General features: G+C 61.2%; 24 protein-coding genes. 11 read left to right on the forward strand and 13 right to left on the reverse strand.

The window, feature by feature from the left end:
- Positions 1-33: 33 nt before the first annotated feature.
- The 9 genes from FGK63_RS06660 to FGK63_RS06700 all read right to left on the reverse strand — a co-directional run bounded on the left by FGK63_RS06660 (position 34) and on the right by FGK63_RS06700 (position 10655).
- A complete protein-coding gene (locus FGK63_RS06660; protein WP_138840827.1) occupies positions 34-489 on the reverse strand; it encodes a cytochrome c-type biogenesis protein in 456 nt (151 codons plus the stop codon).
- Positions 486-2450 (reverse strand): heme lyase CcmF/NrfE family subunit, encoded by a 1965-nt coding sequence (locus tag FGK63_RS06665; RefSeq protein WP_138840828.1) that lies wholly within the window; start codon positions 2448-2450, stop codon positions 486-488. The genes FGK63_RS06660 and FGK63_RS06665 overlap by 4 nt, the downstream gene beginning before the upstream one ends.
- A gap of 75 nt (positions 2451-2525) precedes the next feature.
- Positions 2526-3107, reverse strand: coding sequence for a holin family protein (locus FGK63_RS06670; protein WP_171052586.1), 582 nt, complete (start codon positions 3105-3107; stop codon positions 2526-2528).
- A complete protein-coding gene (locus FGK63_RS06675) occupies positions 3098-3709 on the reverse strand; it encodes a holin-associated N-acetylmuramidase (RefSeq protein ID WP_138840829.1) in 612 nt (203 codons plus the stop codon). The genes FGK63_RS06670 and FGK63_RS06675 overlap by 10 nt, the downstream gene beginning before the upstream one ends.
- A gap of 151 nt (positions 3710-3860) precedes the next feature.
- On the reverse strand, positions 3861-4307 hold the full coding sequence (gene ccmE, locus FGK63_RS06680) for a cytochrome c maturation protein CcmE (RefSeq protein ID WP_138840830.1): 447 nt from the start codon (positions 4305-4307) through the stop codon (positions 3861-3863).
- Positions 4308-4314: 7 nt separating this feature from the next.
- The gene (argC, locus tag FGK63_RS06685) at positions 4315-5343 is read right to left on the reverse strand and encodes an N-acetyl-gamma-glutamyl-phosphate reductase (protein ID WP_138840831.1); all 1029 of its coding nucleotides are present in this window, start codon (positions 5341-5343) and stop codon (positions 4315-4317) included.
- A gap of 93 nt (positions 5344-5436) precedes the next feature.
- Positions 5437-6246, reverse strand: a complete 810-nt coding sequence (locus tag FGK63_RS06690; RefSeq protein ID WP_138840832.1) for a glutamate racemase — start codon at positions 6244-6246, stop codon at positions 5437-5439.
- Between the two features lie 8 nt (positions 6247-6254).
- Positions 6255-7133, reverse strand: a complete 879-nt coding sequence (locus FGK63_RS06695) for a lysophospholipid acyltransferase family protein (RefSeq protein ID WP_138840833.1) — start codon at positions 7131-7133, stop codon at positions 6255-6257.
- A gap of 78 nt (positions 7134-7211) precedes the next feature.
- Positions 7212-10655, reverse strand: a complete 3444-nt coding sequence (locus FGK63_RS06700; RefSeq protein WP_281282110.1) for an indolepyruvate ferredoxin oxidoreductase family protein — start codon at positions 10653-10655, stop codon at positions 7212-7214.
- Between the two features lie 149 nt (positions 10656-10804).
- Between FGK63_RS06700 and FGK63_RS06705 the strand changes: the two genes are divergently transcribed.
- From FGK63_RS06705 to grxD, 7 genes are all read left to right on the forward strand, one after another.
- The gene (locus tag FGK63_RS06705; protein WP_138840835.1) at positions 10805-11713 is read left to right on the forward strand and encodes a LysR family transcriptional regulator; all 909 of its coding nucleotides are present in this window, start codon (positions 10805-10807) and stop codon (positions 11711-11713) included.
- 288 nt (positions 11714-12001) lie between these two features.
- A complete protein-coding gene (locus tag FGK63_RS06710; protein ID WP_138840836.1) occupies positions 12002-14266 on the forward strand; it encodes a mechanosensitive ion channel family protein in 2265 nt (754 codons plus the stop codon).
- 39 nt (positions 14267-14305) lie between these two features.
- Positions 14306-15427, forward strand: a complete 1122-nt coding sequence (locus tag FGK63_RS06715; RefSeq protein WP_138840837.1) for a BamA/TamA family outer membrane protein — start codon at positions 14306-14308, stop codon at positions 15425-15427.
- An 88-nt stretch (positions 15428-15515) separates the two neighbouring features.
- The gene (gene purL / locus FGK63_RS06720) at positions 15516-17675 is read left to right on the forward strand and encodes a phosphoribosylformylglycinamidine synthase subunit PurL (RefSeq protein ID WP_138840838.1); all 2160 of its coding nucleotides are present in this window, start codon (positions 15516-15518) and stop codon (positions 17673-17675) included.
- A gap of 138 nt (positions 17676-17813) precedes the next feature.
- Complete coding sequence (locus FGK63_RS06725) at positions 17814-18050, forward strand: BolA/IbaG family iron-sulfur metabolism protein (protein ID WP_138840839.1); 237 nt, start codon at positions 17814-17816, stop codon at positions 18048-18050.
- A 60-nt stretch (positions 18051-18110) separates the two neighbouring features.
- On the forward strand, positions 18111-18341 hold the full coding sequence (locus FGK63_RS06730) for a hypothetical protein (RefSeq protein ID WP_138840840.1): 231 nt from the start codon (positions 18111-18113) through the stop codon (positions 18339-18341).
- A gap of 38 nt (positions 18342-18379) precedes the next feature.
- Positions 18380-18742 (forward strand): Grx4 family monothiol glutaredoxin, encoded by a 363-nt coding sequence (gene grxD, locus FGK63_RS06735; RefSeq protein WP_138840841.1) that lies wholly within the window; start codon positions 18380-18382, stop codon positions 18740-18742.
- Between the two features lie 151 nt (positions 18743-18893).
- On the opposite strand, the gene FGK63_RS06740 is transcribed toward grxD, so the two are convergent.
- Positions 18894-19289 carry a cell division protein ZapA gene (locus tag FGK63_RS06740; RefSeq protein WP_138840842.1) on the reverse strand — a complete coding sequence of 132 codons (396 nt, stop codon included), beginning with the start codon at positions 19287-19289 and terminating at the stop codon, positions 18894-18896.
- Entirely contained in the window at positions 19289-20074 is a 786-nt protein-coding gene (locus FGK63_RS06745) for a coiled-coil domain-containing protein (protein WP_138840843.1), read from the reverse strand. Before FGK63_RS06745 ends, FGK63_RS06740 begins: the two co-directional genes overlap by 1 nt.
- A gap of 239 nt (positions 20075-20313) precedes the next feature.
- On the opposite strand from FGK63_RS06745, the gene tkt reads away from it, so the two are divergent.
- Together tkt and bfr are read left to right on the forward strand one after the other, a co-directional pair.
- Positions 20314-22338 carry a transketolase gene (gene tkt, locus FGK63_RS06750; RefSeq protein ID WP_138840844.1) on the forward strand — a complete coding sequence of 675 codons (2025 nt, stop codon included), beginning with the start codon at positions 20314-20316 and terminating at the stop codon, positions 22336-22338.
- 423 nt (positions 22339-22761) lie between these two features.
- Positions 22762-23250, forward strand: coding sequence for a bacterioferritin (bfr, locus tag FGK63_RS06760; protein WP_138840846.1), 489 nt, complete (start codon positions 22762-22764; stop codon positions 23248-23250).
- Between the two features lie 151 nt (positions 23251-23401).
- On the opposite strand, the gene FGK63_RS06765 is transcribed toward bfr, so the two are convergent.
- Positions 23402-24373 (reverse strand): DUF808 domain-containing protein, encoded by a 972-nt coding sequence (locus tag FGK63_RS06765; protein WP_138840847.1) that lies wholly within the window; start codon positions 24371-24373, stop codon positions 23402-23404.
- A gap of 183 nt (positions 24374-24556) precedes the next feature.
- Here FGK63_RS06765 and gap point away from each other — a divergent pair, with 183 nt between their 5' ends.
- Together gap and FGK63_RS20700 are read left to right on the forward strand one after the other, a co-directional pair.
- Complete coding sequence (gap, locus tag FGK63_RS06770; protein WP_138840848.1) at positions 24557-25558, forward strand: type I glyceraldehyde-3-phosphate dehydrogenase; 1002 nt, start codon at positions 24557-24559, stop codon at positions 25556-25558.
- A 76-nt stretch (positions 25559-25634) separates the two neighbouring features.
- Entirely contained in the window at positions 25635-25778 is a 144-nt protein-coding gene (locus FGK63_RS20700) for a hypothetical protein (protein ID WP_171052587.1), read from the forward strand.
- 34 nt (positions 25779-25812) lie between these two features.
- Here FGK63_RS20700 and coaD read toward each other — a convergent pair whose 3' ends face one another.
- A complete protein-coding gene (gene coaD, locus FGK63_RS06775; protein ID WP_138840849.1) occupies positions 25813-26310 on the reverse strand; it encodes a pantetheine-phosphate adenylyltransferase in 498 nt (165 codons plus the stop codon).
- Positions 26311-26365: the final 55 nt, after the last annotated feature.

The following is a 26365-nucleotide window of genomic DNA, read 5'->3' on the forward strand; positions in this document are numbered from 1 at the left end:
CAAGCTGACGTTCAGGGAAAGTGAAACCGCGCGTCACTCTTCCAGAATTTGGCGCAGCCGCTCCTTCTCGCTATCCGTCAGAGTCGCTTCGACCGCTGCAGTACGCTTGCGCGAACGGCCACGCAGAAAGCTCCATCCCATGACCGCAGCGACCAGCAGCATGGCCGGCCCCGCCAACCACAGCAGCCAGTTCGCCCCCGTCGTGGTGGGCTTGAGAAGCACGTATTCACCGTAGCGATCGACGACAAAGTCGATCACCTCTTCATCCGTGTCCCCGGCGACCAGACGTTCGCGCACCAGTAGGCGAAGATCGCGCGCCAGTTCCGCATTGCTGTCGTCTATGCTTTCGTTCCGGCAGACCAGACAGCGCAAGCCCTGGCTCAACTCCCTGGCACGGGCCTCAAGCGCCGGGTCGTCCAGAACTTCGTCTGGTTGCACCGCAAACAGCGGTCCGGCCAGCAGCGTGAGGATCAGGATCAGGCGCTTCATTCCGCAGGCACTCCTCCGCTCGGCGCCTTGCGCGCGCCCGCCGCAACACGGAATCGGCGGTCGGACAGGCTGAGGACACCGCCAAGAGCCATCAGGATACAGCCGCCCCAGATCCAGTTGGCGAAGGGTTTGATGTAAGTCCGCATGGTCCAGTTGCCGTCATCCTGCCGGTCGCCGATCACGACATAGACGTCCCGCGTGAAGCGATAGTCGATGGCAGCTTCGGTCGTGGGCATCCGGGCAACGGGATAGTCGCGTTTCTCGGGGTGCAGGGTAGTGATCTGACGGCCATCGCGCTCGAGCTTCACCGAGCCCATGGTAGAGACATAGTTCGGCCCCTGCACGCGCTGCACTTCTTCGAGGGTCAGAGTAAACCCGCCTACTTCGAAGGGTTCGCCCATGCGCGCAACGCGGATATCCTCGATCTCCCAGGCCATCAGACCGGCAATGGCGAACATGGTGACGCCAAGCCCGGAATGCGCCACGGCCTTGCCCCAATCGGCCCTCGGCAGGCGCATCATGCGCGACAGGCTGCCTGACCGTCCAGTCCTGCTCCACAGATCGACTGCCGCACCACAGGCGATCCACGTCCCCAGGAAGACCCCAACCGGCCCCAGCGCGCTGCGTCCGGTCTGCATTGCCCAGACCAGGATGGCCAGCGCAAGCGCCAGTCCGAAAACATAGCGCAACGACCAAGCGACGCGGCCCAGCCTGCCGCGTTTCCACGGAAGCATCGACCCAAGCGGAAGAATGATTCCAAGCGCCACCATGAAGGGCGTGAAGGCCGCGTTGAAGAACGGCGCGCCGACGGACAGCTTGCGGCCAAAGGCCATCTCGGCCACGATCGGCCAGAGCGTCCCGAAGAAGACGACGAAACACCCGACCGCCAGCAGGATGTTGTTGACGACAAGCGCGCTTTCGCGACTGACCATTCCAAAGACGCCCTTGGCCTCCATCGCCTGCGCACGCGCCGCAAACAGGGTCAGCGCGCCGCCGATGAAGAACGCCAGAATGGCGAGGATGAAGACGCCGCGTTCCGGGTCATTCGCAAAGGCGTGAACCGAAGTCAGGATGCCCGAACGCACGATGAAGGTGCCGATCAGCGAAAAGCCGAAGGCGATGATCGCAAGCAGGATGGTCCAGCTTTTCAGCGCCTCGCGTTTTTCCACCACAATGGCGGAGTGCAGCAGCGCCGCCGCCAAAAGCCACGGCATGAACGAGGCGTTCTCGACCGGATCCCAGAACCAGAAACCGCCCCAGCCCAGTTCGTAATAAGCCCACCACGATCCCAGCGCGATGCCGATGGTCAGAAACACCCAAGCCGCCAGCGTCCAAGGCCGCACCCAACGCGCCCATGCAGCGTCCACGCGACCTTCGATCAGGGCGGCGACTGCAAAGCTGAACGCCATGCTGAGACCCACGTAACCCAAGTAAAGAAACGGCGGGTGGAAGGCGAGGCCCGGATCCTGCAGCAGCGGGTTCAGATCCTGCCCGTCAAAAGGTGGCACGGCCAACCGCAGGAACGGGTTCGAAGTGAACAGAATGAAGGCAAAAAACGCCACCGCGATCGCCGACTGCACCGCAAGAACCCGGGCCTTCAGCGTCGGCGGCAAGCCGCCGCCGAACCAGGCCGCCATCGCGCCGAACAGCGTCACGATCAGCACCCACAGCAGCATTGAACCTTCGTGGTTTCCCCACGTGCCGCTGATCTTGTAAAGCATCGGTTTGGCCGAGTGGCTGTTCATCACCACCAGGCGCAGCGAGAAATCCGAGGTTACGAAAGCCCAGGTCAAGGCACCGAAGGCGAAGGCCGTCAGCAGGAATTGCGCCACGGCCGCTGGTTCTGCCATGGCCATCCATCCGGACCAGCGTTTATGGGCTCCCACCAGGGGCACGACGGTCTGAACGATCGCGACCAGAAAGGCGAGGATTAGGGCGAAGTGGCCAAGCTCGGTAATCATGGCCCGAGATATAATCCGCCACGCCGGCGAGCGCCAATCACTTTAGCAGCGCCCGCCTGAACATAGTGTCGCGGTTTACGAGGTCCGGCGCAGCTTGCGCCAGTCCTCGAGCGCCGGATTCGCGTCGTGTTCCACCGACGACTGGGCAACTTCCGCATCCGTCCCGTGACCCGCCGCACCTGGGCTATCCGCCCTCATTTCCCGCAATGCGGAGATGTTGGCCACGACCTGCGGCGCTCTCAGTACGGTGCTGGCAACTTCGCGCTGCAAGTCCTGCACCTTGGCCTGGTGTCGCGCCCCGAAATAGAACGAGACGATCACCCCCAAGAGCCACCACAGGGGCTCGGGCACCAGCGCGATCCCCTGCATCCTCTCGGCGAACCACAGGGGATCGACCATCGCCGCAACGAACATCGCCAAGGTTCCAAGCGCCAGTGCCGGGCGCGGCAAGCGATTCAGACCGTCGATGAAACGATCGTACATGCCCTTTTGGGGCAGCAAAAACTCGGCCCCGAACTGCGTCATCGCCTGCTCGTGCAGAGACACCGACCTTTCTGCCCCGGCTTCAGCGTTCTCCCGGAAGACCTCCGCTGTCTCGCGCAACGCGTTTCGACCTTCCCCGAACAGCAGCGTCAGGATACCGGAAATCAACCCCATGCTGCGATCCTCCTTTGAAACGCGTCCTCGCTCAGATGGTAGCGAGGGGAAAGAAACGCCTCGGCCCGGCGGATCCATCCGCCTTTTTGACCGTCACGGGTACGAACATATTTCCGCGCAGCGGGCCGCTTATTGGCAAGGCGGAAATAAAAGTTCCGCCGTTCCACGCCGTAGGCATCGCGCAGCGCGATTGCGTCCGGATCAGCCGCCGCACGGCAAGCCTTTAGCGTATGCGGCCCTATCAACCCGTCCACACGCAAGGTATACCCCATTGCCTGCAGCAAATTCTGCAGGATTCGAACTGCTTGCGGCCCGGCATTGACGTTCATGTCGAAAAGCGGCGCCCACAGAGCCTCGGGCGTCTCCCCAATCCGGGGCCGGTGGAAATAGTGAGTCAGGAAAATCTCCACCGCCTGCGCCCGGCTCAGGGCCTTGACGTCCGCGATGCCCACCTCGCCGTCGCCGGTCAGGTCCAACCCCAACCGCCGCAACGTATGAATGGTAACGCCATGTTTCGTTGCACCACCCGGATCGTCGGGATCGTTCACGAACCCTCCCTCCCGCGTCACGATCTCTTCGGCGATCTGCCGTACCGACTGCATTTATCAAGTCCTCCGCGAAAACGCGGAAAAGGTCCGGCAATTGTATTAATCCCCATCGAAAGGAAAGGGCGCTGCACGGCCGATCCGCGCAACGCCCTTTGATTTCCAAGTACCCGAAAACCGCCGCCAGAGTTTCACGGCGCGGCTGCACTCAGCTTTCGCCGGGCTCCTGGTAGACACCCTGTTCCTTGAGGGCATCCATCACCTCTTTCGGCATGTAAGTTTCATCGTGTTTTGCAAGGATTTCCGTAGCTTCGAACACGCCGTTCACGTAACTCCCCGTGCCGATCATTCCCTGGTTCTCGGCAAAGAGATCGGGCAACACGCCGGTATAGACCACCGGCACGCTGCCTCCGCCGTCTGTAACCGAGAACCGCACGGTCTCTCCCTGGCCCCGCACCAGCGTGCCATCCTCGACCAGGCCGCCGATGCGGAACACCTCGGTCGGTTCGGGCGGCTCGGCTATGATCTGGCTGGGTGCGCGGAAGAAATTGATGCCGTCGCGCATCGCGTACCCAATCAACCCGGTCGCCAGCACAAGGGCCACGATGGCCAGGAGGATAACTTGGATGCGGCGTTGTTTCTTGAGCGATTTCATCTCGTCCTCACGGGAAAAGCGGGGCCATCATCAGGCCCGTGGTCTCGTTTTCACCTAACATCAGGTTTGCGTTCTGCAAGGCTTGCCCGCTGCTACCTTTCGTCAGGTTGTCCAGCGCACCGATGACGATGGCGCGGCGTTCGATACGATCGGCGGTGACGCCGATATGACAGAAATTCGACCCGCGGACATGGTGGGTCGAAGGGGCTTCGCCGAAGGGCAGCATCCGGATGAACGGTTCGCCCTCATAGGCATGGCAGAGCGTGTCATACACACTGCGCGGATCGCCATGCACATAGGTGGTGGCCAGAATGCCCCGATTGGCCGGGATCAGGTGCGGCGTGAACTGCACATGCACGGTACGCCCGGCGATCTTCGAGAATTCCTGGTCGAATTCGCCCAGGTGCCGGTGCGTGCCGCCTATTGCATAGGCGTTGTAGCCCTCGCTCAACTCGGCGTGTAAAAGATTTTCCTTCAGGGACCGGCCAGCCCCCGATACCGCGCATTTCAGATCGAGGATGATGTCGTCCAGATCGATCACTCCGGCTGCGATCAGCGGCCGCAGCACGTATTGCCCGGTTGCGGCGTTGCAGCCGGTCCCGGCCACAAGCCGCGCCTTGCGGATCTCGTCACGGTAGAACTCGGTCAGGCCATAAACCGCCTCTGCCTGCTGCTCCAGCGCGACATGCGGATTGCCGTACCACTTCTCGTATTCGGCCGGATCGCGCAGCCGGAAATCCGCAGACAAATCAACGATCTTCAGCGTTTTCGGCAGATCCCGGATCACCTCCTGCGAGGTCATGTGCGGCAGCGCGCAAAAGCACAGATCGATCTGGCCGAAATCGATCTCCGAGATTTTGCACAGCGCCGGCAGGTCCAGGTGCCGCAGATGCGGAAAGACCTGCGCCATTGTCTGCCCTGCCTTGCGTTCGGCGGCCAGTGCGGTGATTTCCATGTTCGGGTGCTCGGCGATCAGCCGCACCAGTTCCGCGCCGGTATAGCCGCTGGCGCCAAGTATTGCGATTTTATGGGTCATGCCAGACCTCTTGCATTGGGTGTCACATGTCACGACCGCCGATGCGACGGCCACGGGAATAAGGAAAGCGAAACGGGCCGTCCTTGACCGAAGTCAGGCAGCCTGAAACGTGATCTGTCGTCGAAGGAACTGCGTCGCCCGGTCGCTGACGAAACCCGGCTTGCCGGTGGTCAGGAATCCGCCCTCGCCCTCGCCCAGCATGTTGGGATGCCGCTTCAGATAGTCCGCAAGGCTCGAGGCCACCAGATCACCTTGGCTATAGACTTTCACATCCGGACCCAGAGCCGCCTGAAACGTCGCTTCCATCAACGGATAATGGGTGCAGCCCAATACCGCGGCCTCGGGAAAGGGCATCTTTCGCTTGAGCGCGTCCACATGTGACCGAACCAGCGCCTCGGCCAGGATCAGGTCCCCTTCCTCGATCGCATCAACCACGCCGCCGCAGCTTTGCGCCTCGACATCGACGCCGATGGCCCGGAACGCGAGTTCGCGCTGGAACGCTCTGCTCGCGACGGTCGCAGGAGTGGCAAAAAGCGCCACATGCTTTACCGCGACCTCGCGCGGGGGCGAGTTGTCGCCCCATTGCCGTTCGGTCAACGCCTCGATCAGCGGTACGAAGACCCCAAGCACACGCTTGCCCGCAGGCACTCCCTCTTCCTGCATCCGACGCAGAGCGGCGGCGCTGGCGGTATTGCAGGCCAGAATCACCAGGTTGCAGCCCCGGTTCCATAGATCCTGAACAGCCGAGCGCGTGAGCTGATAGATGTCCTCGGCGTCCCGAACGCCGTAAGGCGCATGGGCGCTGTCGGCAAAATACAGGAATGGAACGTCCGGCAGATGCTTCTGCGCGGCGTTCAGGACGGTCAGCCCGCCCAGACCGGAATCAAAGATGCCTACTGCCATTTGCCCCTTCAGGCGCGATGCCGTTTCTCGAATTCATAACCGTAGTCGTACGACTTCAACGGTTCCGGAGAAAGCTCATACGTGGCTTTGCGCAGAAAATCCATCATCTTGCGCGTGTCACGTGCCATCGGGTCGAGAATGTCGCGTCCAAGGGGCTCGCCAACCACGATTTTCACCGAAGTATCGACACGATTCTTGAACTCCTTGATCAGCAAACCCATGCGAAGTGTGCTGTGCAGATGGCTCGCGACCTGGAACAACCGCGATGTGTGGCCGTCAAAAAAAACGGGCACCACCACTGCGTCCGATTTCGCCACCATGCGCGCGGTGAACCCTCGCCACCCCGGATCCATCGGGTGCGAAAACGGCTTTGCCGCGGTGCTGACTGTACCGCCGGGAAAAATGCCTATGGCGCCGCCCTCCCCCAAGTAGTCTAGCGCGATCTTCCGGGTTTCAAGGTTGGTGCGCCTCGCCTCCTTGTCCTGATCGAACGAGATCGGCAGAATGATGCGGTCCAGATCCTCGGCCTTGCGAAACACCCGGTTCGCCAGAATGCGGAAATCGCCGCGGGTTTTGGACAGGATGTTTCCCATCATCAACCCATCCAGGATTCCATAGGGATGGTTGGCGATCAGGATTAGCGGCACATCTTTGGGAATGTTGTCCAGCGATCCGCCGATCACATCCAGACTCAGACCGTAGCGTTCGACCATCACCGCCCAGAAATCGCGGCCAGCCGCCACTTCGTCTTCGTAACCGTCAGCACGTTTGATGAGACGCAATCGCCCGGTCGTGTTTTCCATCAGGCGGATGACTGCCCTTCCTCCCTTGGTCGCGGCCGAGTGAGCATAAGAGATGTCGCGGGCGATGTGTCTGCGCGAAGGCATGCGTTGCTCCGAGTCGTTGCCGGCTAAATACGGGCAGGCGACAATTTTGCATAGCCTTCGCGACAGGTTCGTGACGTTTTACTCAGCCGCCTTCTTCATCTCCGGCCCACCTTGGCGGATCACCGCCAAGAGTTCCTCGCGCCGTTTGGCCGCCTTGGCTTCGTTGGCGTTCTTGACCGGGCCAAAACCCTTGATGTCAAGCGGCAGCTGCGCCAGCGCGACAATCGCATCGCGGGTTTGCGAGTTCAGCTTGGGCAGGACCTCCCTCATGTCCTTTTCGTACTGCCTGACCAACGCCCGCTCCATCCTGCGGTCCGCGCTGTAGCCAAAAATGTCCAACGGGGTTCCCCGCAAAGCCTTCATCCGCGACAGCAGTTTGAGCGGCCCCAGCATCCATTCTCCGAATTCCCGCTTCTTGGGGCGACCGTCCGGATCCTTGCCGCCCAGAATCGGCGGCGCCAGATGCAGCGTCATCTTCGGGTCGCCGTCGAACTCGGCGGCCACCTTGTCTCGGTTCTTCAACAGCAGGCGGGCCACTTCGTACTCGTCCTTGTAGGCGAGCAGCTTGTGATACCCCTTGGCGACCGCCTCTTTCAGCCCTTCATCCTCGATTCCGTCGAGCATGGTGCGATAACGTTTCGCCAGGCGCTTGCCTTGATAGGCGACAAGGTGATCGGCACGGAACGATATCTTTTCGTCCAGCGTCTTGGGCAGTTCGACGACCGTCGGCTTCAGGATCTTGCCGACTTCTTCCGGGTGCAGTACCGCCCAGCGGCCGATTTCGAAGGCGCGCTTGTTGCGCTCGACGGCCGCTCCGTTCAGTTCGATCGCCTCCATGATCGCGTCATGGCTGATCGGCAGCAGGCCGCGCTGCCAGGCCGCGCCAAACACCATCATGTTCGAATAGATCGAGTCGCCCATCACCGCGCGCGCAAGTTCCGTGGCATCGAACAGGTCAAGACGATCCCGCAGCCGCGCCTCAAGGGCCAACGAAAGCTGTTCGGTCGGGATATGAAAATCGGTGTTGCGGGTAAAATCGCCGGTGATGATCTCGTGGCTGTTGACGACGGCGCCGGTCTTGCCCGACTGCGTCAGGCCAAGAGTTTTGGCACCGGCCGATACCACCAGATCGCCACCGATCAGCGCATGGGCCTCGCCGGTCGCCACGCGAATGGCGCTGATATCTTCGGGCTTGTTGGCCAGACGGCAATGGATATGCACCGCGCCGCCCTTCTGCGCCAGGCCCGCCATCTCCATCATGCCCGCACCCTTGCCGTCGATCTGGGCGGCCTGGGCCATCACGGCACCGATGGTCACGACGCCCGTGCCGCCGACACCGGTGATGACCACGTTATGCGTACCGTTGATCTGCGGAAGTTCCGGCATAGGCAGATGCGGCAGGTCGATCTCGGTCGTGGCCTCCTTGCGGATCTTGGCGCCTTCGAGCGTCACGAAGGACGGGCAGAAGCCCTTGAGGCAGGAATAATCCTTGTTGCAGCTCGACTGGTCGATAGCGCGCTTGCGGCCGAGTTCGGTTTCCTTCGGTACGATGGAAACGCAGTTCGACTGGATCCCGCAATCGCCGCAGCCTTCGCAGACGTCGGTATTGATGAATACCCGCTTGTCCGGATCGGGGAACTCGCCCTTCTTGCGACGCCGGCGCTTCTCGGCCGCGCAGGTCTGAATGTAAACGATGGCCGAGACGCCCTCGATCTCGCGGTAGCGCTTCTGGACGTTCATCATCTCGGCGCGCTCGTGCGTCTCGATGCCCTTCGGCAGGGCCGCGAAATTCACGTCTTCCTTGTCGTCATAGACCACGGCGACGTGCTTCAGTCCCATCGCCTTCAACTCGTTGACGATGCGCTCCGCGGTCAGGTCGCCTTCGTTGTGCTGGCCGCCGGTCATAGCGACCGCGTCGTTGAACAGGATCTTGAAGGTGATGTTGGTCCTGGCCGCCAGAGCCGCCCGGATGGCCTGAACGCCCGAGTGGTTGTAGGTGCCGTCGCCAAGATTCTGGAACACGTGCTTCGTGGTCGAGAATGGTGCCTCGCCGATCCAGTTCGCGCCCTCGCCGCCCATCTGCGTGAAGCCGGTGGTGTTGCGATCCATCCACTGCACCATGTAGTGACAGCCGATCCCCGCATAGGCGCGGCTGCCGTCCGGCAGTTTGGTCGAAGTGTTGTGCGGGCAGCCCGAGCAGAAATAAGGCAGGCGCGACGCGATTTCCTGGGCGTTGTCGGCCCGGCGCGCGTCGTCCAGCTTGGCTAGGCCCGCGCGGATTCCGTCGGTGTCGTGCCCCTCTTCGATCAGGATCTGTCCAAGTTTCTCGGCGATCATCACCGGATCCAGCGCACCGCGGGTCGGGAACAGTTCGTCACGGTGCATGGTGCCCGCGCCGCCCTTGTACCAGCCATAGACGCGGCGGCCGCGGCGGTCGTCAAAGATGGCTTCCTTGACCTGAACCTCGATCAGCTTGCGCTTTTCCTCGACTATGATGATCAGGTCCAGCCCCTCGGCCCAGTCATGGAACCCTTTCATGTCCAGCGGGAAAGTCTGACCGATCTTGTAGGTGGTGATGCCAAGGCGTTCGGCTTCTTGCTCGTCGATATGCAAGAGCGACATTGCATGGACGAGGTCCAGCCAGTTCTTGCCCGCAGCCGCGATGCCGATCTTGGCGCCGGGCTTGCCCCACATCCGCTTGTCCATCTTGTTGACATGCGAGAATGTCTCGGCGGCGAAGCGCTTGAAATCGATGATCCGGCTTTCCTGCTCGTGCGGCGTGTCGCCAAGCCGAATGTTCAGCCCGCCCTTGGGCATGTCGAATTCGGGCACGATCAGTTTCATCCGATCGGGGCGACCATCCACGACCGACGTCACTTCGATCGTGTCTTTCATGGTCTTCAGACCGACCCAGAGCCCGGCGAACCGGCTCAGCGCAAACCCGTAGATGCCGTAATCCAGGATTTCTTGAACTCCGGCCGGGCTGACCACCGGCATGTACATGTCCACCAGTGACCATTCGGATTGGTGCAGCACGGTTGAGCTTTCGCCGGTATGGTCGTCGCCCATCGCCATCAGAACGCCGCCATGTTTCGAAGTGCCGGCCATGTTGGCATGGCGCATCACGTCGCCCGAACGGTCCACCCCCGGCCCCTTGCCGTACCAAAGGCCGAAGACGCCATCGAACTTGCCGTCGCCGCGAAGCCCCGCCTGCTGGCTGCCCCACAGGGCGGTGGCGGCCAGATCCTCGTTCAACCCGTACTGGAATGTGACATCGTGCTCGGACAGCCGCTTTTGCGCTCGGACCATCTGCAGATCCACCGCCCCGAGAGGCGAGCCGCGATAGCCGGTGACCAGTCCTGCGGTGTTCAGTCCGGCCTCGCGGTCGCGGGCCTTCTGCATCAGCATCAAGCGCACCAGCGCCTGCGTTCCGTTCAAAAGAACCGGGCTTTTTTCCAAGTCGAACCGGTCATTAAGCGAAATTTTCGCCTGACTCATCTGACGTCTCCCCTTCGCCGGAATAGAGTGCGTTATCCTCCACCCATTTTAGGTCATAATTTCTGACCTGTATAGGTGATTTTTTCCCCTTTCCGTTTCGGCAACCTCGGTTGATTGTGGAAATTGTTACACCTTTCATATAGGGCATCGGACCAATAACGAAAGTTGCGGCAATGGATTGGGACAAGCTCAGAATATTTCACGCGGTTGCCGATGCGGGCAGCCTGACCCATGCGGGAGACAAGCTGAATCTGTCGCAATCGGCAGTCAGCCGGCAAATCCGCGCGCTCGAAGAGGCGCTGAACGCGACCCTCTTTCACCGGCACGCGCGCGGCCTGATTCTCACCGAACAGGGAGAACTGCTGTTCGACGCCACCAACGCGATGTCCAAACGCCTGGACGCCGCGGCAGCGCGCATCCGCGACAGCGAAGAAGAGGTGTTCGGCGAGTTGCGCGTGACCACCACATTCGGATTCGGGACGCTCTGGCTCGCTCCGCGCCTGCCTAAGCTTTATGAGAAGTACCCTGAACTCAATATTGACCTGATGCTTGAAGAACGGGTGTTGGATCTGCCCATGCGCGAGGCCGACGTCGCCATCCGCATGAAGGAACCCAGCCAGGCCGACCTGGTCAGAAAGCGCCTGATGACGGTGCAGATCCAACTGTACGCCACGCGGGACTACGTGGACGGTTGCGGTGTCCCCACCGAAACACTGAGCGACATCCAGCACCACAGGCTCATCTGCCAAAACCCCACCGCGGCGCAGGTGAGCGCCGGTGCATCGCTGGTCCAGCACCTGATGACTTACAATCCGAAATCCCTGCTGACCGTGAACAACTATTTCGGCGTTCTGCAGGGCGTGCTGCACAACCTGGGCATCGGCGTTCTGCCGGATTACGTGACCGAGGACTTCCCCGATCTGGTGCGCGTCATTCCTGACATCGAAAGCGCGGATGTTCCCGTTTATCTCGCCTATCCCGAGGAATTGCGTCATTCGCAGCGCGTTGCGGCCTTCCGCGACTTCGTTCAGGACGAGATCATTGCCCACCGCAAGCAGTTGAGGCAGATGGGAAAGCTGTAGCTATGCACCTGCAGCATAGCGGACATGAGCATGTTGCACCCTGAATTTTCTTGAACGGGGGGACCGGGCCCCCTAAATGGTCACGCGAAGGCGATGATGCTGAAACGCTCATCATCTTCATACCTCCCTGTTGGACTACGGCCGAGCTTAGAGCTCGGCCTTTTTTTTCGGCCAGGCAACAGCCGCTACCTCAATCGCCTCCAAACGGCTGAATTTTTCTGGGAAATCGGGGCGCCTTTGCCTATGATTCCGAAAAACCAACAGAATTAAGAGATTGAGGGTCAGTCCATGTTCCAATTCACCCGCCTGTTGCTGGCGCTGGCAGCACTAGCCTTCCTGACTTTGCCTGCCTTCGCACAAGACACTGCGGCCTCCGGCGACGCGGCGGCGCCTTCCACCGTCGTCGTTCCCGAGGATTTGACGCCGGAACAGGTCGATGACCTTGTCGCGCGCATGTCGGACGATCAGGTTCGTGCCCTGCTGCTGGAACGCCTGGACGCGGTTGCGGCCAAGCAGGACGAAGTTGAACCGAAGAAAGGTCTGATCGCGTCTCTGATCGACACCGCCCGCGCCATGGTCGCCTCTTGGCTCGACGTGATCCGGAAGGTGCCCTCGCTCATCTCGCTGCAAGCCGAGGCATTCGCCAATTTCGGGGCGACCTTCGGCGCGGCCGGGCTTGGCAAGCTGTTCGGCTTCACTTTTCTGGCGCTGGCCATTGGTTACGCCGCGGAAAAGGCTGTCGGACTGTGGACCCGCCGCTGGACCAGGGCCGTTCCGGGCGACGCCGAAAGCGATTTGCGCGGCGCGGTTTCATTTCTGTTCCGACGTTTCTGCCGAGAAATCCTCGGTTTGATCGTCTTTTATTACGTGCTGATCTTCGTGGGGCGGCAATTGCTGGACGAGCAGCAGATCGCTTTCGCCGCCCCGTTTGTCTTCTACATGATCTGGTTTCCCCGTCTTGGCGCCGCGATTTCGCGGTTCGTGTTGGCCCCGGAACGGTCGTCCTTGCGCCTCGTCAATGTTGACGACCAATGGGCAAAGTACCTGCACCGCAACCTGATCGGTCTGTTCCTGCTTATCGGCTTCACGCTGTTCATCCTGAGATTCAACAACCTGAACGGCGTCCCGATGGCCGAAATGCGTCTGGGCTTCTGGCTGAACACGTCGATCCACATCTATATCGGCCTGATCGCCTGGACCGCGCGCAAGGGACTGAGCGACATGATGCGCGGCACCGACCCGGACCGCACAGAGTTTGATGAGAGGGTCGCCGATTTCTACCCCTATTTCGCAATCGGCGTTTCGGCCGTCATGTGGCTGGTGATCGAGTACCTGGCCGCGACGGACAACGCTACACTGCTTGCCGCCGCAGCCGGAGGGGCGCATTTCATAACCATGTTCTGGCTGCTGATGGCGCCGGCCATCGACACGCTGATCCGCGGATTGGTGCGCCACCTGCAACCCCCGATGATCGGCAGCGGCCCGGTAGCGGAACGCGCCCACAAGGCGACCAAGCGCAGCTATATCCGCATTGGCCGGGTGGTGGCCGGGGTCTTTGTGATCCTGATGATCGCCAATGCCTGGGACATCGACCTGCGGAACATCGCGGGAGCCGGAACCGATGCCGGCGGCAAGGTGATCCAGTTCTTCATGATCATCGCCATCGGCTACATCCTGAACGAAGTCGTGTCGCTCTGGATCAACCGCCGGCTGGCACAGGAGCAGACAGCCGCACAGACGCAGGACGAAGAGGCGGGCGAAGGCGGAGGTGCCGGTGGCTCCCGCCTTGCCACCGTGCTGCCCCTGCTGCGTGTCACCGCGCAGGTCGGGATAGCGGTCATTTTCGGCCTTCTCGCGCTCGGGGCGCTTGGCCTTGACATCACGCCGCTGCTGGCCGGCGCAGGGATCCTGGGTTTGGCCATCGGTTTCGGCGCTCAGAAACTGGTCTCGGACATCGTCGGCGGCATCTTCTTCCTGATCGATGATGCGTTCCGCGTGGGCGAGTACGTCGATGTCGGAGGCACCGCGGGTACAGTCGAAAAGATCTCGATCCGCTCGATGCAACTGCGCCATCACCGCGGCGCGGTGCATACGATCCCCTATGGCGAGATCCAGAAGCTGACCAACTACAGCCGCGACTGGGTCATCATGAAATTGAAATTCACCGTTCCGTTCGACACCGACCCCAACAAGGTCAAGAAGATATTCAAGAAGATCGGCGCCGAGATGATGGAGGACCCGATTCACAAGGACGGCTTCCTGCAACCCTTCAAGAGCCAGGGCGTCTTCGACTTCGACGATGTCGGCATGATCATACGCGGCAAGTTCATGGCCAAGCCGGGTACCCAGTTCACCATCCGCAAGGAGATCTACAACCGGGTGAAACGCGCGTTCAACGAGGCGGGGATCGACTTTGCCCGCCGCGAGGTTCGGGTCGCCATTCCGGGACTGGACGAGGCCGAGCATCTCTCGGAAGAGCAAAAGGCCGCGATCGGCGCGGCCGCCGGCGAGGCGGCAGCGCAGCAGGCCGAGCAGCAGGAAGGCAAGAAGTAGAGTCGCTTGGTTGGGCGTTGGAACCACGGGAAACTGACAGTGCTTCACAGAGCGGTCGGAATTGCCTTGTCCGGAGTGTTCAGCGTATCGGCCGGTATGGCGAGCGCGCAGGACGCTCATGGCGTTCTAGACAAACATGTCAGTACATTGGACGACTACTCCAAAGACGAAACGGTCGGCTTCCGCCGCGGATCCATCGTCGTGGCGCCCATTCCGTTTTCGAACCCGACGATTGGATCGGGCCTGGTTCTTGGCGCGGGCTACCTGTTCCAACTGGACGAAGGATCGGACCCCTCGGTCATCGGGGCCGGTGGGCTTCGGTCGGACAACGGCAGCATGGCCGGCGCAGCTGCCATCAACCTCAATCTCGCCGACAACCGTTGGAACGTGGAAGCGATCTATGGAAAGGCAGACGTCCAATACGACCTGTTCACCAGCGTAGGAGTGTTGCCGATCCGCCAGGACGGGGTTCTGGGCCGGCTGAGCCTGTCCTACGGCGTGACGCCCGACCTGTCCTTTGGCGCAACCTTCCGATACCTTGATACGACGATAACGCCCGCCTTCGTGGGGCTTCCGCCAATTCCTCCACCCTTCGACCAGTTCCTGAACGTGAAAATCGGAAACGTGGGCGTAGTATCGGACTGGGGCACGCGGGATGACACGATCTATCCGGCTGACGGTCACATCCTCCACTTCGAAGCAACTCGAGGATATGCGCTCAACGGCCTCGTGCAGGACTACTCAAAATCCTACGCGAACTACACGTTCTACCTCAGCCCGTGGAACCGAGGCGTCGTCGCCACCCGGTTTTCCCTATGCGCCGCCTCGTCCGAAACGCCGTTTTTCGACCAGTGCGGCCTTGGAACGATCGACGCGTTCAGGGGGTTTTCGGCCACGCAATTTCTGGATTTCCGCTCGGCCTCTCTGCAGGTCGAACTGCGCCAGCGGATTTCCAAGCGCATCGGGGTGGTGGCCTTTGGCGGTGCCGGACAAGCCGGAAGCGACTTTTCCGATCTCGACACAGGCGGAACCCATACGGCCTATGGCATCGGCGCCCGCTACCGGGTCTCGCAGAAGTTTCCGCTGGATTTCTCGGTCGACTTCAGTCGCAACGACCAGCAAGAGGACAACCTCTACATCTACGTAGGGCAACGGTTCTGACAACACTGCATGCTCTTGGCCCTTTCCCCCGGCGCGCCCTTGCCCTAAAAGGCGCGCAATATCGGCCAGCTTGGGGACAGGACAGACGATGCAAGAGCCCGCCATCACACCGGAACTGATTGCCGCGCACGGGTTGAAGCCCGAAGAATACGACATGATCCTCGAGATCATCGGCCGGGAACCCACCTTCACCGAGCTTGGCATCTTCTCGGCCATGTGGAACGAGCATTGCTCCTACAAATCCTCCAAGAAATGGCTTCGCACCCTGCCCACCTCTGGTCCGCAGGTGATCTGTGGCCCGGGCGAAAACGCGGGCGTGGTGGACATCGGCGATGGCCAGGCCGTGGTCTTCAAGATGGAAAGCCACAACCACCCGTCGTACATCGAACCCTACCAGGGCGCGGCGACTGGTGTCGGCGGCATCCTGCGCGACGTCTTCACCATGGGCGCGCGCCCTATCGCGTCGATGAACGCCCTGTCCTTTGGCGAACCGTCGCACCACAAGACGCGCCGTCTGGTCAATGGTGTGGTCGAGGGCATCGGCGGCTACGGCAACTGTTTCGGCGTACCCTGCGTTGGGGGCGAGGTCCGGTTTCACCCCGCCTACAACGGCAATTGCCTTGTGAACGCGTTTGCCGCCGGTCTCGCGGACAGTGACAAGATCTTTTACTCGGCCGCCTCCGGCGTGGGAATGCCAGTGGTCTACCTTGGCGCCAAGACCGGTCGCGACGGTGTCGGTGGTGCGACGATGGCCTCGGCCGAGTTCGACGATACGATCGAGGAAAAGCGGCCCACGGTTCAGGTTGGCGATCCCTTCACCGAAAAACGTCTGATGGAAGCCTGCCTGGAGCTGATGAAGACCGGGGCCGTGATTTCGATCCAGGACATGGGCGCTGCTGGCCTTACCTGCTCGGCGGTCGAAATGGGCGACAAGGGCGGTCTGGGCATCCGACTGGACCTCGACGCGGTTCCTCAGCGCGAAGACAACATGACCGCCTACGAGATGATGCTGTCGGAATCGCAGGAGCGTATGCTCATGGTGCTGAAGCCTGAAAAGGAGGCTGAAGCGCGTGCGGTGTTCGAGAAATGGGACCTCGATTTCGCAATAGTTGGCGAAACGATACCCGAGGATCGTTTCCTGATTATCCACAACGGCGATATCAAGGCCGACCTGCCTCTTTCAAAGCTTTCGTCCACCGCTCCCGAATACGACCGCCCCTGGGTGCCGACGCCGGCGCCCGAAGAACTGACCGACATTCCCCAGATCGACCCGATCGACGGCCTGCGCGCGCTGCTCTCATCGCCCAACTATGCGGGGAAGCAGTGGGTCTACGAACAATATGACACGATGGTCATGGCCGATACGGCGCGCACCCCAGGTCTGGGTGCCGGCATGGTGCGTGTGCACGGCACCGACAAGGTGCTTGCCTTCACTTCGGATGTCACGCCCCGTTATGTCCGCGCCAACCCCGAGGAAGGCGGCAAGCAGGCGGTGGCCGAAGCTTATCGCAACCTGACCGCTGTGGGCGCCAAGCCGCTGGCCACGACCGACAACCTGAACTTCGGCAACCCGGAAAAGCCCGAGATCATGGGTCAGTTCGTCGGTGCGATCAAAGGCATCGGTGCTGCCTGCGCCGCGCTGGACATGCCGATCGTGTCAGGCAACGTGTCCCTTTACAACGAGACGGACGGCCAGGCGATCCTGCCTACTCCCACGATCGGCGCCGTGGGCCTGCTGAACCACACCGACGAAATCATCGGCAACGAGGTCCGCGAAGGCCACGTTGCGTTGGTCGTCGGTGAAACCAGGGGCCACCTGGGCCAATCCGCTCTGCTTGCCGAGGTTTTCAACCGTGAAGACGGCGATGCCCCGCATGTCGATCTTGAAGCGGAGAAGCGCAACGGCGAATTCATCCGCGCCAACCGCTCCATGATAAAGGCATGCACCGATCTGGGCGACGGCGGCCTCGCGCTGGCGGCTTTTGAATTGGCCGAGGCGGCGGGCGTCGGGGTCCACCTTGATTCCGCACCGACCGAGGTGCTGTTCGGCGAGGATCAGGCGAGGTATTTGGTCGCCTGCAACTTCGATCAGGCCGAGGCGCTGATGATTGCCGCTGGACAGGTTGGCGTTCCGATCGCATCGGTGGGCCGGTTCACCGGCGACACCATCCGGATCGGAGGATCGGAGGCCCCGCTGTCCGAACTGGCGGGCACGTTCCGAACCAGTTTTGCGGCAGCCGTTGCCTGATCCATTTTCCGGAAATGACCAAACGGTTCCTGCGCTCGTCAGTGGCGCAGGAGTTCCGTTTTCAGCCCTTTCAGCCTGCCCTTGCGTGGCATCCCGCATCGCTCTACATCTTCACAAAGACCTTCAGGAGTATCCTACATGCCGATGAGCGCCCACGAAATCGAACGCCTTCTGCGCGAAGCCTTTCCTGACGCGAAAATACAAGTTGGCGGGAACGATGGCGTTCACATGTCCGCGCTGGTGGTGGACGAGAGCTTTCGCGGCAAGAACCGGGTCCAGCAACAGCGCGCCGTCTATGCAGCGCTCAAGGGCAAGATGGACGGCCCGGATGGCGAGTTGCACGCATTGGCACTTACGACAAAAGCCCCCGAATAACAGAGGGGTGGCCGCTTGAGCTGATCCAGCGAAGACAAGGCGAAATGAACGCGACACAGCATGATGTTCTGGCTTTACATCATTATTGGCGGCTTGATTGCACTGGTGGTTGTCGCCGCACTGGTCGAAGCATATCTGAAACGCAACAGCAGACGCCGTTTGTCGGACATGCGGCCGGATCCTGAAAGCCTCAGACGGCGCCCCTGGCAGGCGGACGGGGTTGCAAAGATCCATCCATTGGATCAGCGTCTGGAAAAGAACAACTGGCGGTTCGGCCGCCGAACGGACTGACCGCCCGCGAACCGCGGGCAGATACAAGGAATAGCGAGATGAGCGACGCAAAGACCCGGATTGACGAAACCATCAAAGCGAACGACGTGGTGCTTTACATGAAAGGCACCAAGGAGATGCCGCAATGCGGATTCTCCTCTCGCGTGGCGGGCGTCCTGAACTACATGGGCGTCGATTTCACCGATGTGAACGTGCTGGCCGACGAAGAGATCCGTCAGGGCATCAAGGACTATTCAGACTGGCCGACGATTCCGCAGCTCTATGTGAAGGGCGAGTTTGTGGGCGGCTGCGACATCATCACAGAGATGACGCTGTCGGGAGAACTGGACAGCCTGTTCGACGAGAACGGAGTTGCCTACAACAAGGAAGCCGCTGACAAGATCCGCGAGGCGAACGCCTGACGGGATCGGGCTCCGGATCGACTCTCATCACAACCACCTTGGCGGTGCGATCCGCCGCCAGAAACCTCGTCTGCCTCTTGAGGCTTTTCGCCAGCCCTTGATGCGCGCCCGGTTGCGCTGCAACCTGCAGACGCGGCGAGCGCAATCCGATTCAAGCGCGGCTTTTTTCCTCGACCATGTCCGCCAGCGCCTCGGCGCGGGCGGCCAATTCCGCGAGCGTATCTGTGACCAAAGGCGGCACTACGGCCACTTCCACGCGCTCAGGCTCGGGCGGTGGAGCGTTGCGGATCTGTTCGAGTACGGCTTCACGGTCAGCCAGTTTCGCCTCGAGCGACTTGATCCTTTCCTCTGTCGCCGCGGATTTGTCGGCCAGCATCAGCCCCGCCATCAGCAACATCCGGGACTCGGGCATCCGCCCGATCTGGTCCGACAGTACCTGCGCCTCGTCGTCCAGCAACTTGGCCGCCGCGTACAGATAGGACTCCTCGCCATCCTGACAGGACACCTGAAAGTCGCGCCCTCCGATCTGAATGGTTACCTCGGGCATCACTCCACCTCTCCTTCCGCCAGGTTCGCCTGAGCCAGCAGCGGCTCCAGCCTCGCCAGCACCGCATGTGCTTCGGCCGCGTCGGTCGCCCGCACGGCGCGCAACGCCTCAAGCTCGGACTTCGTGGCGCGATTCAACAAATCCGGGTTTGCCAACCCGGCTTCGCCCGCCGCCCGCAGTTCGGCAACGGTTTCACGAAGCTGCTCATTCGCCTTGCGCAGCTGTTGTAGGTCGCTGTCCAGCCGCGACATGGCGGCGCCGTGGCTGACCCGCTCGGCCCGCAGCATGTCAAGCTCGGCACTGAGTTCCCCTACCCGCTCGCTGTTGGCCAGTTCCGCCTTGAGCGCCGAGATCTCCGCCAGCAACCGGGCCTTGTCGTCGTTGTTTTCCAGTGCGGCCTTGGCTTCGGCCAATTCGGCGCGCGCCGCTTCTACCGCAGTCAGCTTGGCCGCTGCGTCGGCCAGCTGCGTTCGAAGTTCGTTCACCTCGGACTCGTCTGCGACGCCACTGCGCAATTCCTCGAGTTCGGCTTTCAGAGCCTGCACATCCTCGCCATTCCCAGCGTCGGCGCGCAGGGCGTCGATTTCCGCGGCATGGCGTTCCTTGAGGGCTTTCAGACGTTCCTCAAGCTGGGCGTTGGCAACCCTTTCCTCTTCCAAGGCCGCCTTCAGCGCCAGATCTTCGCCGACGGCGGCAGCGGCCTGTCCTCGAAGCGCCTCGACGCCCGAGCCGATCCGCTCCATCGCGGAGGTGATACGGTTGTGCAATTCCTCGATCTGGCTCATGCCCGTTTTGCCTTTGTTTCCAAGGTTCGTTCTTGTGCGCCACCGGATCCCGAATCGGAAACGGCCGCGAATAGCACTAGTCTACCGAAACGGGCCGGAAAATACCCCCCTTTTGCTTTCAACGACTTGGACAACACTCCTGAAGCGCCGGAACGGCCTTGCGCCGGGTTCCGCTTGCACTTTGGGGGTTGGATGGTATTGAGCGCGCGAAACGCCCGTAATCCAAAGGAACAAGTGCCGTGGACCTGACTGCGCTGCGCAATGCGAACCCCGAACACTGGGCCAAGGCTTCGGCCATCCGCTCTCTGACCCTCGACGCGGTCGCCGCCGCGAATTCCGGACATTCCGGCATGCCGATGGGCATGGCCGACGTTGCGACCGTTCTGTTCGAAAAGCACCTGAAATTCGATGCCGCAAACCCGACGTGGCCCGACCGCGACCGGTTCATCCTGTCTGCCGGGCACGGCTCGATGCTGCTTTATTCGCTGCTTTACCTGACGGGCAATGCCGAGATCACGCTGGACGAGATCAGGAACTTCCGCCAGCTTCGTGCCAAGACGGCAGGCCACCCCGAAAATTTCCTGGCGAAAGGCATCGAAACCACGACCGGCCCACTGGGCCAAGGCATTTCCAACGCCGTCGGCTTCGCCATGGCCGAGGAAATCCAGCGCGCTCACTACGGCAAGAAGGTGGTTGACCACTATACCTATGTCATCGCCGGTGACGGTTGTCTGATGGAAGGCGTCAGCCAAGAGGCGATCGGCCTTGCCGGGCGTCACGAACTGTCGAAGCTGATCGTGTTCTGGGACAACAACAACATCACCATCGACGGCAAGGTCGATCTGTCGGACCGCACCGACCAGGTCCGGCGCTTCGCCGCCTCGGGCTGGCACGTGATCGAAATCGACGGCCACGATCCCAAAGCGGTCGACGCCGCCATCACCCAGGCCAAGGCGTCGAGAAAACCCACGATGATCGCCTGCAAGACCCATATCGCATTCGGCCACGCGGCGCAGGACACTTCCAAAGGTCATGGCGCGCTGACAGATGCAGAGCAACTCAAGGCCGCCAAGCAAGCATATGGTTGCCCGCTCGGCGCGTTCGAGGTTCCGGCGGATGTAAAAGCCGCCTGGGAAGCCATCGGCGCCCGCGGTGCGGCCGAGCGCAAGGCCTGGGAAGACCGGTTTGCAACCCTCTCCGAGCGCAAGCAGGCTGAGTTCAACCGGGCCTATGCCTTCGAAGCACCGAAGAAGCTTACAAGCGTCATCCGCGCCTTGAAAAAGCAAGCCTCGGAAGATCAGCCGAAGCTGGCCACCCGCGCCGCTTCGGAAAAAGTTCTGAGCGTGGTGAACCCGGTAATGACCGAAACGGTTGGCGGCTCGGCCGATCTGACCGGCTCGAACAACACAAAGACCGCAGATCTGGGCGTGTTCGATCCGGAAAACCGCAAAGGCCGGTACATCTACTACGGCATCCGCGAACACGGCATGGCCGCCGCGATGAACGGCATGGCTTTGCATGGCGGCATACGCCCTTATGGCGGCACCTTCATGTGCTTTACCGACTATGCCCGCCCCGCAATGCGTCTGGCCGCACTGATGCAGATCCCCAGCGTATTCGTCATGACCCATGACTCGATCGGGCTGGGCGAAGACGGCCCGACGCACCAGCCGGTCGAGCATCTGGCGATCAGCCGCGCGACCCCCAACACCTACGTGTTCCGCCCCGCCGACACGGTCGAGACCGCCGAGTCGTGGGAATTGGCGCTGACTTTCAAGAGCAGCCCTTCGGTCCTTTCACTGACCCGCCAGGGCGTCCCGACCGTGCGCACTGAACACAAGACCAAGAACCTGACCGCACAGGGCGCCTATGTGCTCGCAGAGGCCGAAGGCAAACGGCAGGCCATTCTGATCGCCACCGGATCCGAGGTCTCGATCGCGATGCAAGCCAAGGCCATGCTCGAAGCCGAAGGTATCGGTACCCGCGTCGTCTCGATGCCCTGCATGGAGTTGTTTGCCGAGCAGGACGATGCCTATCGCAAGCGTGTGCTGCCTGCTGGTCCGGTGCGGGTCGGCATCGAAGCCGCGGTCCGCGACGGCGGCTGGGACCGCTGGCTGCTCGGCGAACGCGGACGAGAAGCCAAGGCCGGATTCATCGGCATGTCGGGCTTCGGCGCTTCGGCCCCGGCGGAAGAACTGTACAAGCATTTCGGCATCACCGCCGAGGCCACAGTCGCCAAGGTCAAAGCCCTGCTGGGTCTCTGATCCGCAGCACCTGTACAGTGCGCTGAAATCGAACCCACCGGCCCGCCGGTGGGTTTCTTGTTTTTCTTTATTGGCTTACACGCCGCTTTCAGACCTTATTCCGATATTTTCTATCAGGATTGACTTTCCGACTGTTTTTATCGATTATGCAGCCAAACAAGAACACGACAGGCCGCCCCATGATCGTCTGCAGTTGCGAATCCATATCCGACCGTGACATTCACGCCGCTATCGACTGGATGCGCGCTGCCGATCCAAAGACCATCGTGACCCCGGGAAAAATCTATCACGCGCTGGGCAAGACCCCCGACTGCGGCGGTTGCATGAAACTGTTCGTTGCAACGATGCGTCAAAACGATAACCTCGAAGTGCCCGCAGTCTTGCGGGGTCTCAGGAAAACCGCCAGCGAAAGGAGACGGGGACATGAAGGGCGACAAGAAGGTCATCGAGTACTTGAACAAGGCGCTTCGGGTTGAACTGACTGCCGTCAGCCAGTTCTGGCTGCACTACCGGCTTCAAAAGGACTGGGGCTACGGAAAACTCGCCAAGAAGATGCGTGAAGAATCCATCGAAGAGATGGAACATGCCGACAAGCTGATCGACCGGATCATCTTTCTGGAAGGACACCCGAACCTGCAAACTCTTGATCCTCTGCGGATCGGCGAAAATGTGCGCGAAACCCTGACCTGCGACCTGGCCGCCGAAATGGAAGCGGTCAAGCTTTACACAGAAGCCCGGAAGTACTGCGCCGAGGTTGGCGATTACGCCTCGATGCATCTTTTTGAAGAATTGATCCTGGATGAACAGGGTCATATCGATTTTCTGGAAACCCAGATTGACCTGCACGATGAAATCGGCGCCCAGAATTACGGCCAGCTCAACGCCGAACCGGCCAACGAAGCCGACGACTGATCACGGCACGCGACCGAAGGCTCAGGAGGGTTTTCGAAAACTCTCCTGATTTCGTGCTTCCGAGCTGCGCGCGACTTTGTGCATGTCACCGATAAGCAACCGGCCTACCGACGCGCCCGACGAGTGAAACGAACCCTACGCATCAACCGGATCAATTAGAGGATTTCTGCGACCCGAATTTGGCGAACAGCGGTGCAATCGCATTGGTTGCGACGGGGATCAGAATCATTCCCAAGACAAGCCCCAGAATTCCGTCCAGCGCGGCCTTCGCCGACCACTCCACGACAGCCGTCCATTGTTCGGGTACTGCGTGCCCCACAGCATAGGCCCAATCGTGGATGTGGTGTCCCAGCCAGCCAAATCCCAGTTCTTCCAGCCCGTGAACCACGATCGAGCCGCCGACCCACAGCATGGCCGCCGTACCGATGATCGTCAGCAGCCGCATGAATCCCGGCATGGCCCGCACCACACCGCGCCCCATGGCGCGGGTGACGCCCAACCGCCCATACTGCGCGACAAACAGGCCGACATCGTCGGCCTTCACGATCAGCGCCACTGAACCGTAGACGGCAATCGTGATGGCCACCCCGGCCACGGCCAGCGTCGCCGCCTCCATCCAGAAATCACTCTGCGGGATCGCGGCAAGGATAATCGTCATGATCTCGGCCGAAAGGATGAAGTCGGTCTTGATCGCGCCCGCCGCCTTCTGCTCCTCCAGATGCAGTGGATCGCCGGGTTCGTCTTCCTTGAACACGTGCGTGTCGTCATGGGGCACCAGCGCGTGATAGATCTTTTCCGCGCCCTCAAAGCACAGATACGCGCCCCCCAGCATCAGAAGCGGTGCAATCAGCCAGGGCGCGAAGTTCGACAGCGCCAGCGCCACTGGCAAAAGGATCAGCAATTTGTTGCGGATCGATCCCTTGGCGATTTTCCAGATGATCGGCAACTCGCGCGCGGGCGCGAAGCCATGGACGTATTTCGGCGTGACCGCCGCATCGTCGATCACCGCTCCTGCGGCTTTGGCGCTGGCCTTGGCCGCGTTGGCCGCCACGTCGTCTACGGAAGCCGCCGCAACCTTGGCGATCCCCGCCACATCGTCCAACAAGGCCAGAAGACCACTCATCCAGGCGCCCTTTCGCTCAACCTCCCGCTCTTGAACCCTACCCGATCCAACCCTTAGCGCAAGCGTTAGCGCAATCGACAGGGTTTTGCGCTAACATATTCAATTTGCGCCGATTTTGCCCTTTCTGCCCGCAGCCTGCACGTCTATACGGCCCGCAAACTTCACGTCATTCGGAGTCGCAACATGACCATCAAGGTTGGCATCAACGGTTTTGGCCGCATCGGCCGCTGCACCCTGTCCCACATCGCGGCTTCGGGCCGCGATGATATCGAGGTGATCAAGGTCAACGCCACCGGCCCGCTGGATACCGCTGCCCACCTGATCAAGTACGACAGCGTCCACGGCCGCTTTCCTGGCGAGGTCACCATCGGCGACGGCACCATGAACCTGGGCCGCGGCGACATGCAGATGTTCTCGACCTACGACCTGAACGAGTTGGACTGGGATGGGTGCGATGTGGTTCTCGAATGCACCGGCAACTTCAATGACGGGACCAAGGCCAATGTGCACCTTGAGCGCGGCGCAAAGAAGGTGCTGCTGTCCGCCCCCGGCAAGAACGTGGACAAAACCATCGTCTTCGGCGTGAACGACGACCAGCTTGAAGCCGGCGACAGGATGATCTCCAACGGTTCCTGCACAACCAACTGCCTCGCTCCGCTGGCAAAGGTGCTGGACGAGGGTGTCGGCATCGAGCATGGCATCATGACCACGATCCACGCCTATACCGGCGACCAGCCGACGCTGGACCGTCGTCACAAGGACCTGTACCGCGCCCGCGCCGCGGCAATGTCGATGATCCCGACCACCACCGGCGCCGCCAAGGCTCTGGGCGAGGTGCTGCCGCGCCTCAAGGGGCGTTTGGATGGCTCTGCCATTCGCGTGCCGACCCCGAACGTCTCGGCCGTCGATCTGACCTTCCGCGCTGGCCGTGACGTCACCGCCGAAGAGATCAACGCCATCGTCAAGGAAGCTGCCGAAGGTCCGATGAAGCGCGTCCTGGGATACGAGCCCGCCCCGCTGGTATCCACCGATTTCAACCATACCGAAGAAAGCTCGATCTTCGCCCCGGATCAGACCCGCGTGGTCGAAGGCCGGATGGTGCGCGTGTTGGCCTGGTACGACAATGAATGGGGCTTTTCGGTCCGCATGGCCGATGTCGCCGTCGCGATGGGCAAACTGGGCTGACCCCCGCCTAAGCTCTTGTTACGCAACGCCCGTTCAGGTTATCTGGGCGGGCGCTTTCAATTGCATCGGGGCCACCATGACCGACCGGATCGCCATTTGGCTTGGGGTTCTCATCCTCGGCGCATTCATGGTGGACTACGCCATTTTCGGCACCGAGCACCTTCTGTTTCTCGGCAGGAAATTCTACGAATTCCTGGATTGGCTGGCCTTCTGGAGATGATCCGCCTTCCTTGATGTCAGGTGATGCCCCGAAATCAGCCCTGAGCCAGCCGCGATTTCAAAGCCTCGTTGACCTGCGGGGTGACGAATTTCGACACGTCGCCGCCCAGTCTGGCGATCTCCTTCACCAGCTTGCTGGCGATGGCCTGACGGCGGGCGTCAGCCATGAGAAAGACGGTCTCGACCGTGTCGTCCAGCGCCCGGTTCATGCCGACCATCTGGAATTCGTACTCGAAATCGGCAACCGCGCGCAGACCGCGGATGATGATCTGGGCGCCGACGTCATGGGCGCAATCGATCAACAGGTTTTCAAAGGGATGGGCGACGATCTCGGTGCCGGTCTGTTCGCTCAGGTAGGCGCATTCCGTCTCGATCATGGCGACGCGTTCTTCCAGCGAGAACATAGGCCCCTTGTCCCGATTGATCGCGACACCAATCACCAGCTTGTCGACAAGGGCGGCAGCGCGACGGATGATGTCGATATGACCCAAGGTGATCGGATCGAATGTCCCGGGATACAAGGCAACCCGCATGACGTTCTCCTGCGCAAGAATATTTCTGCGGAAGCAAACACAACTTCGCTGCGGG

The sequence above is a fragment of the Ruegeria sediminis genome (genome assembly GCF_005938215.1).
GTDB lineage: Bacteria > Pseudomonadota > Alphaproteobacteria > Rhodobacterales > Rhodobacteraceae > Ruegeria > Ruegeria sediminis.

Bases quoted from the DNA above. Each gene is read 5' to 3' on its own strand.
- FGK63_RS20700 (WP_171052587.1), top strand. From the start codon at position 25,635: ATGACCGACCGGATCGCCATTTGGCTTGGGGTTCTCATCCTCGGCGCA.
- FGK63_RS06695 (WP_138840833.1), bottom strand. From the start codon at position 7,133: ATGCCTTCGCGCAGACACATCGCCCGCGACATCTCTTATGCTCACTCG.
- ccmE (WP_138840830.1), bottom strand. From the start codon at position 4,307: ATGAAATCGCTCAAGAAACAACGCCGCATCCAAGTTATCCTCCTGGCC.
- bfr (WP_138840846.1), top strand. From the start codon at position 22,762: ATGAAGGGCGACAAGAAGGTCATCGAGTACTTGAACAAGGCGCTTCGG.
- FGK63_RS06705 (WP_138840835.1), top strand. From the start codon at position 10,805: ATGGATTGGGACAAGCTCAGAATATTTCACGCGGTTGCCGATGCGGGC.
- coaD (WP_138840849.1), bottom strand. From the start codon at position 26,310: ATGCGGGTTGCCTTGTATCCCGGGACATTCGATCCGATCACCTTGGGT.
- FGK63_RS06730 (WP_138840840.1), top strand. From the start codon at position 18,111: ATGATGTTCTGGCTTTACATCATTATTGGCGGCTTGATTGCACTGGTG.
- FGK63_RS06670 (WP_171052586.1), bottom strand. From the start codon at position 3,107: ATGGGGTTGATTTCCGGTATCCTGACGCTGCTGTTCGGGGAAGGTCGA.
- FGK63_RS06740 (WP_138840842.1), bottom strand. From the start codon at position 19,289: ATGCCCGAGGTAACCATTCAGATCGGAGGGCGCGACTTTCAGGTGTCC.
- argC (WP_138840831.1), bottom strand. From the start codon at position 5,343: ATGACCCATAAAATCGCAATACTTGGCGCCAGCGGCTATACCGGCGCG.
- FGK63_RS06710 (WP_138840836.1), top strand. From the start codon at position 12,002: ATGTTCCAATTCACCCGCCTGTTGCTGGCGCTGGCAGCACTAGCCTTC.
- purL (WP_138840838.1), top strand. From the start codon at position 15,516: ATGCAAGAGCCCGCCATCACACCGGAACTGATTGCCGCGCACGGGTTG.
- FGK63_RS06725 (WP_138840839.1), top strand. From the start codon at position 17,814: ATGCCGATGAGCGCCCACGAAATCGAACGCCTTCTGCGCGAAGCCTTT.
- FGK63_RS06675 (WP_138840829.1), bottom strand. From the start codon at position 3,709: ATGCAGTCGGTACGGCAGATCGCCGAAGAGATCGTGACGCGGGAGGGA.
- grxD (WP_138840841.1), top strand. From the start codon at position 18,380: ATGAGCGACGCAAAGACCCGGATTGACGAAACCATCAAAGCGAACGAC.
- FGK63_RS06690 (WP_138840832.1), bottom strand. From the start codon at position 6,246: ATGGCAGTAGGCATCTTTGATTCCGGTCTGGGCGGGCTGACCGTCCTG.
- FGK63_RS06665 (WP_138840828.1), bottom strand. From the start codon at position 2,450: ATGATTACCGAGCTTGGCCACTTCGCCCTAATCCTCGCCTTTCTGGTC.
- FGK63_RS06660 (WP_138840827.1), bottom strand. From the start codon at position 489: ATGAAGCGCCTGATCCTGATCCTCACGCTGCTGGCCGGACCGCTGTTT.
- FGK63_RS06745 (WP_138840843.1), bottom strand. From the start codon at position 20,074: ATGAGCCAGATCGAGGAATTGCACAACCGTATCACCTCCGCGATGGAG.
- FGK63_RS06765 (WP_138840847.1), bottom strand. From the start codon at position 24,373: ATGAGTGGTCTTCTGGCCTTGTTGGACGATGTGGCGGGGATCGCCAAG.
- gap (WP_138840848.1), top strand. From the start codon at position 24,557: ATGACCATCAAGGTTGGCATCAACGGTTTTGGCCGCATCGGCCGCTGC.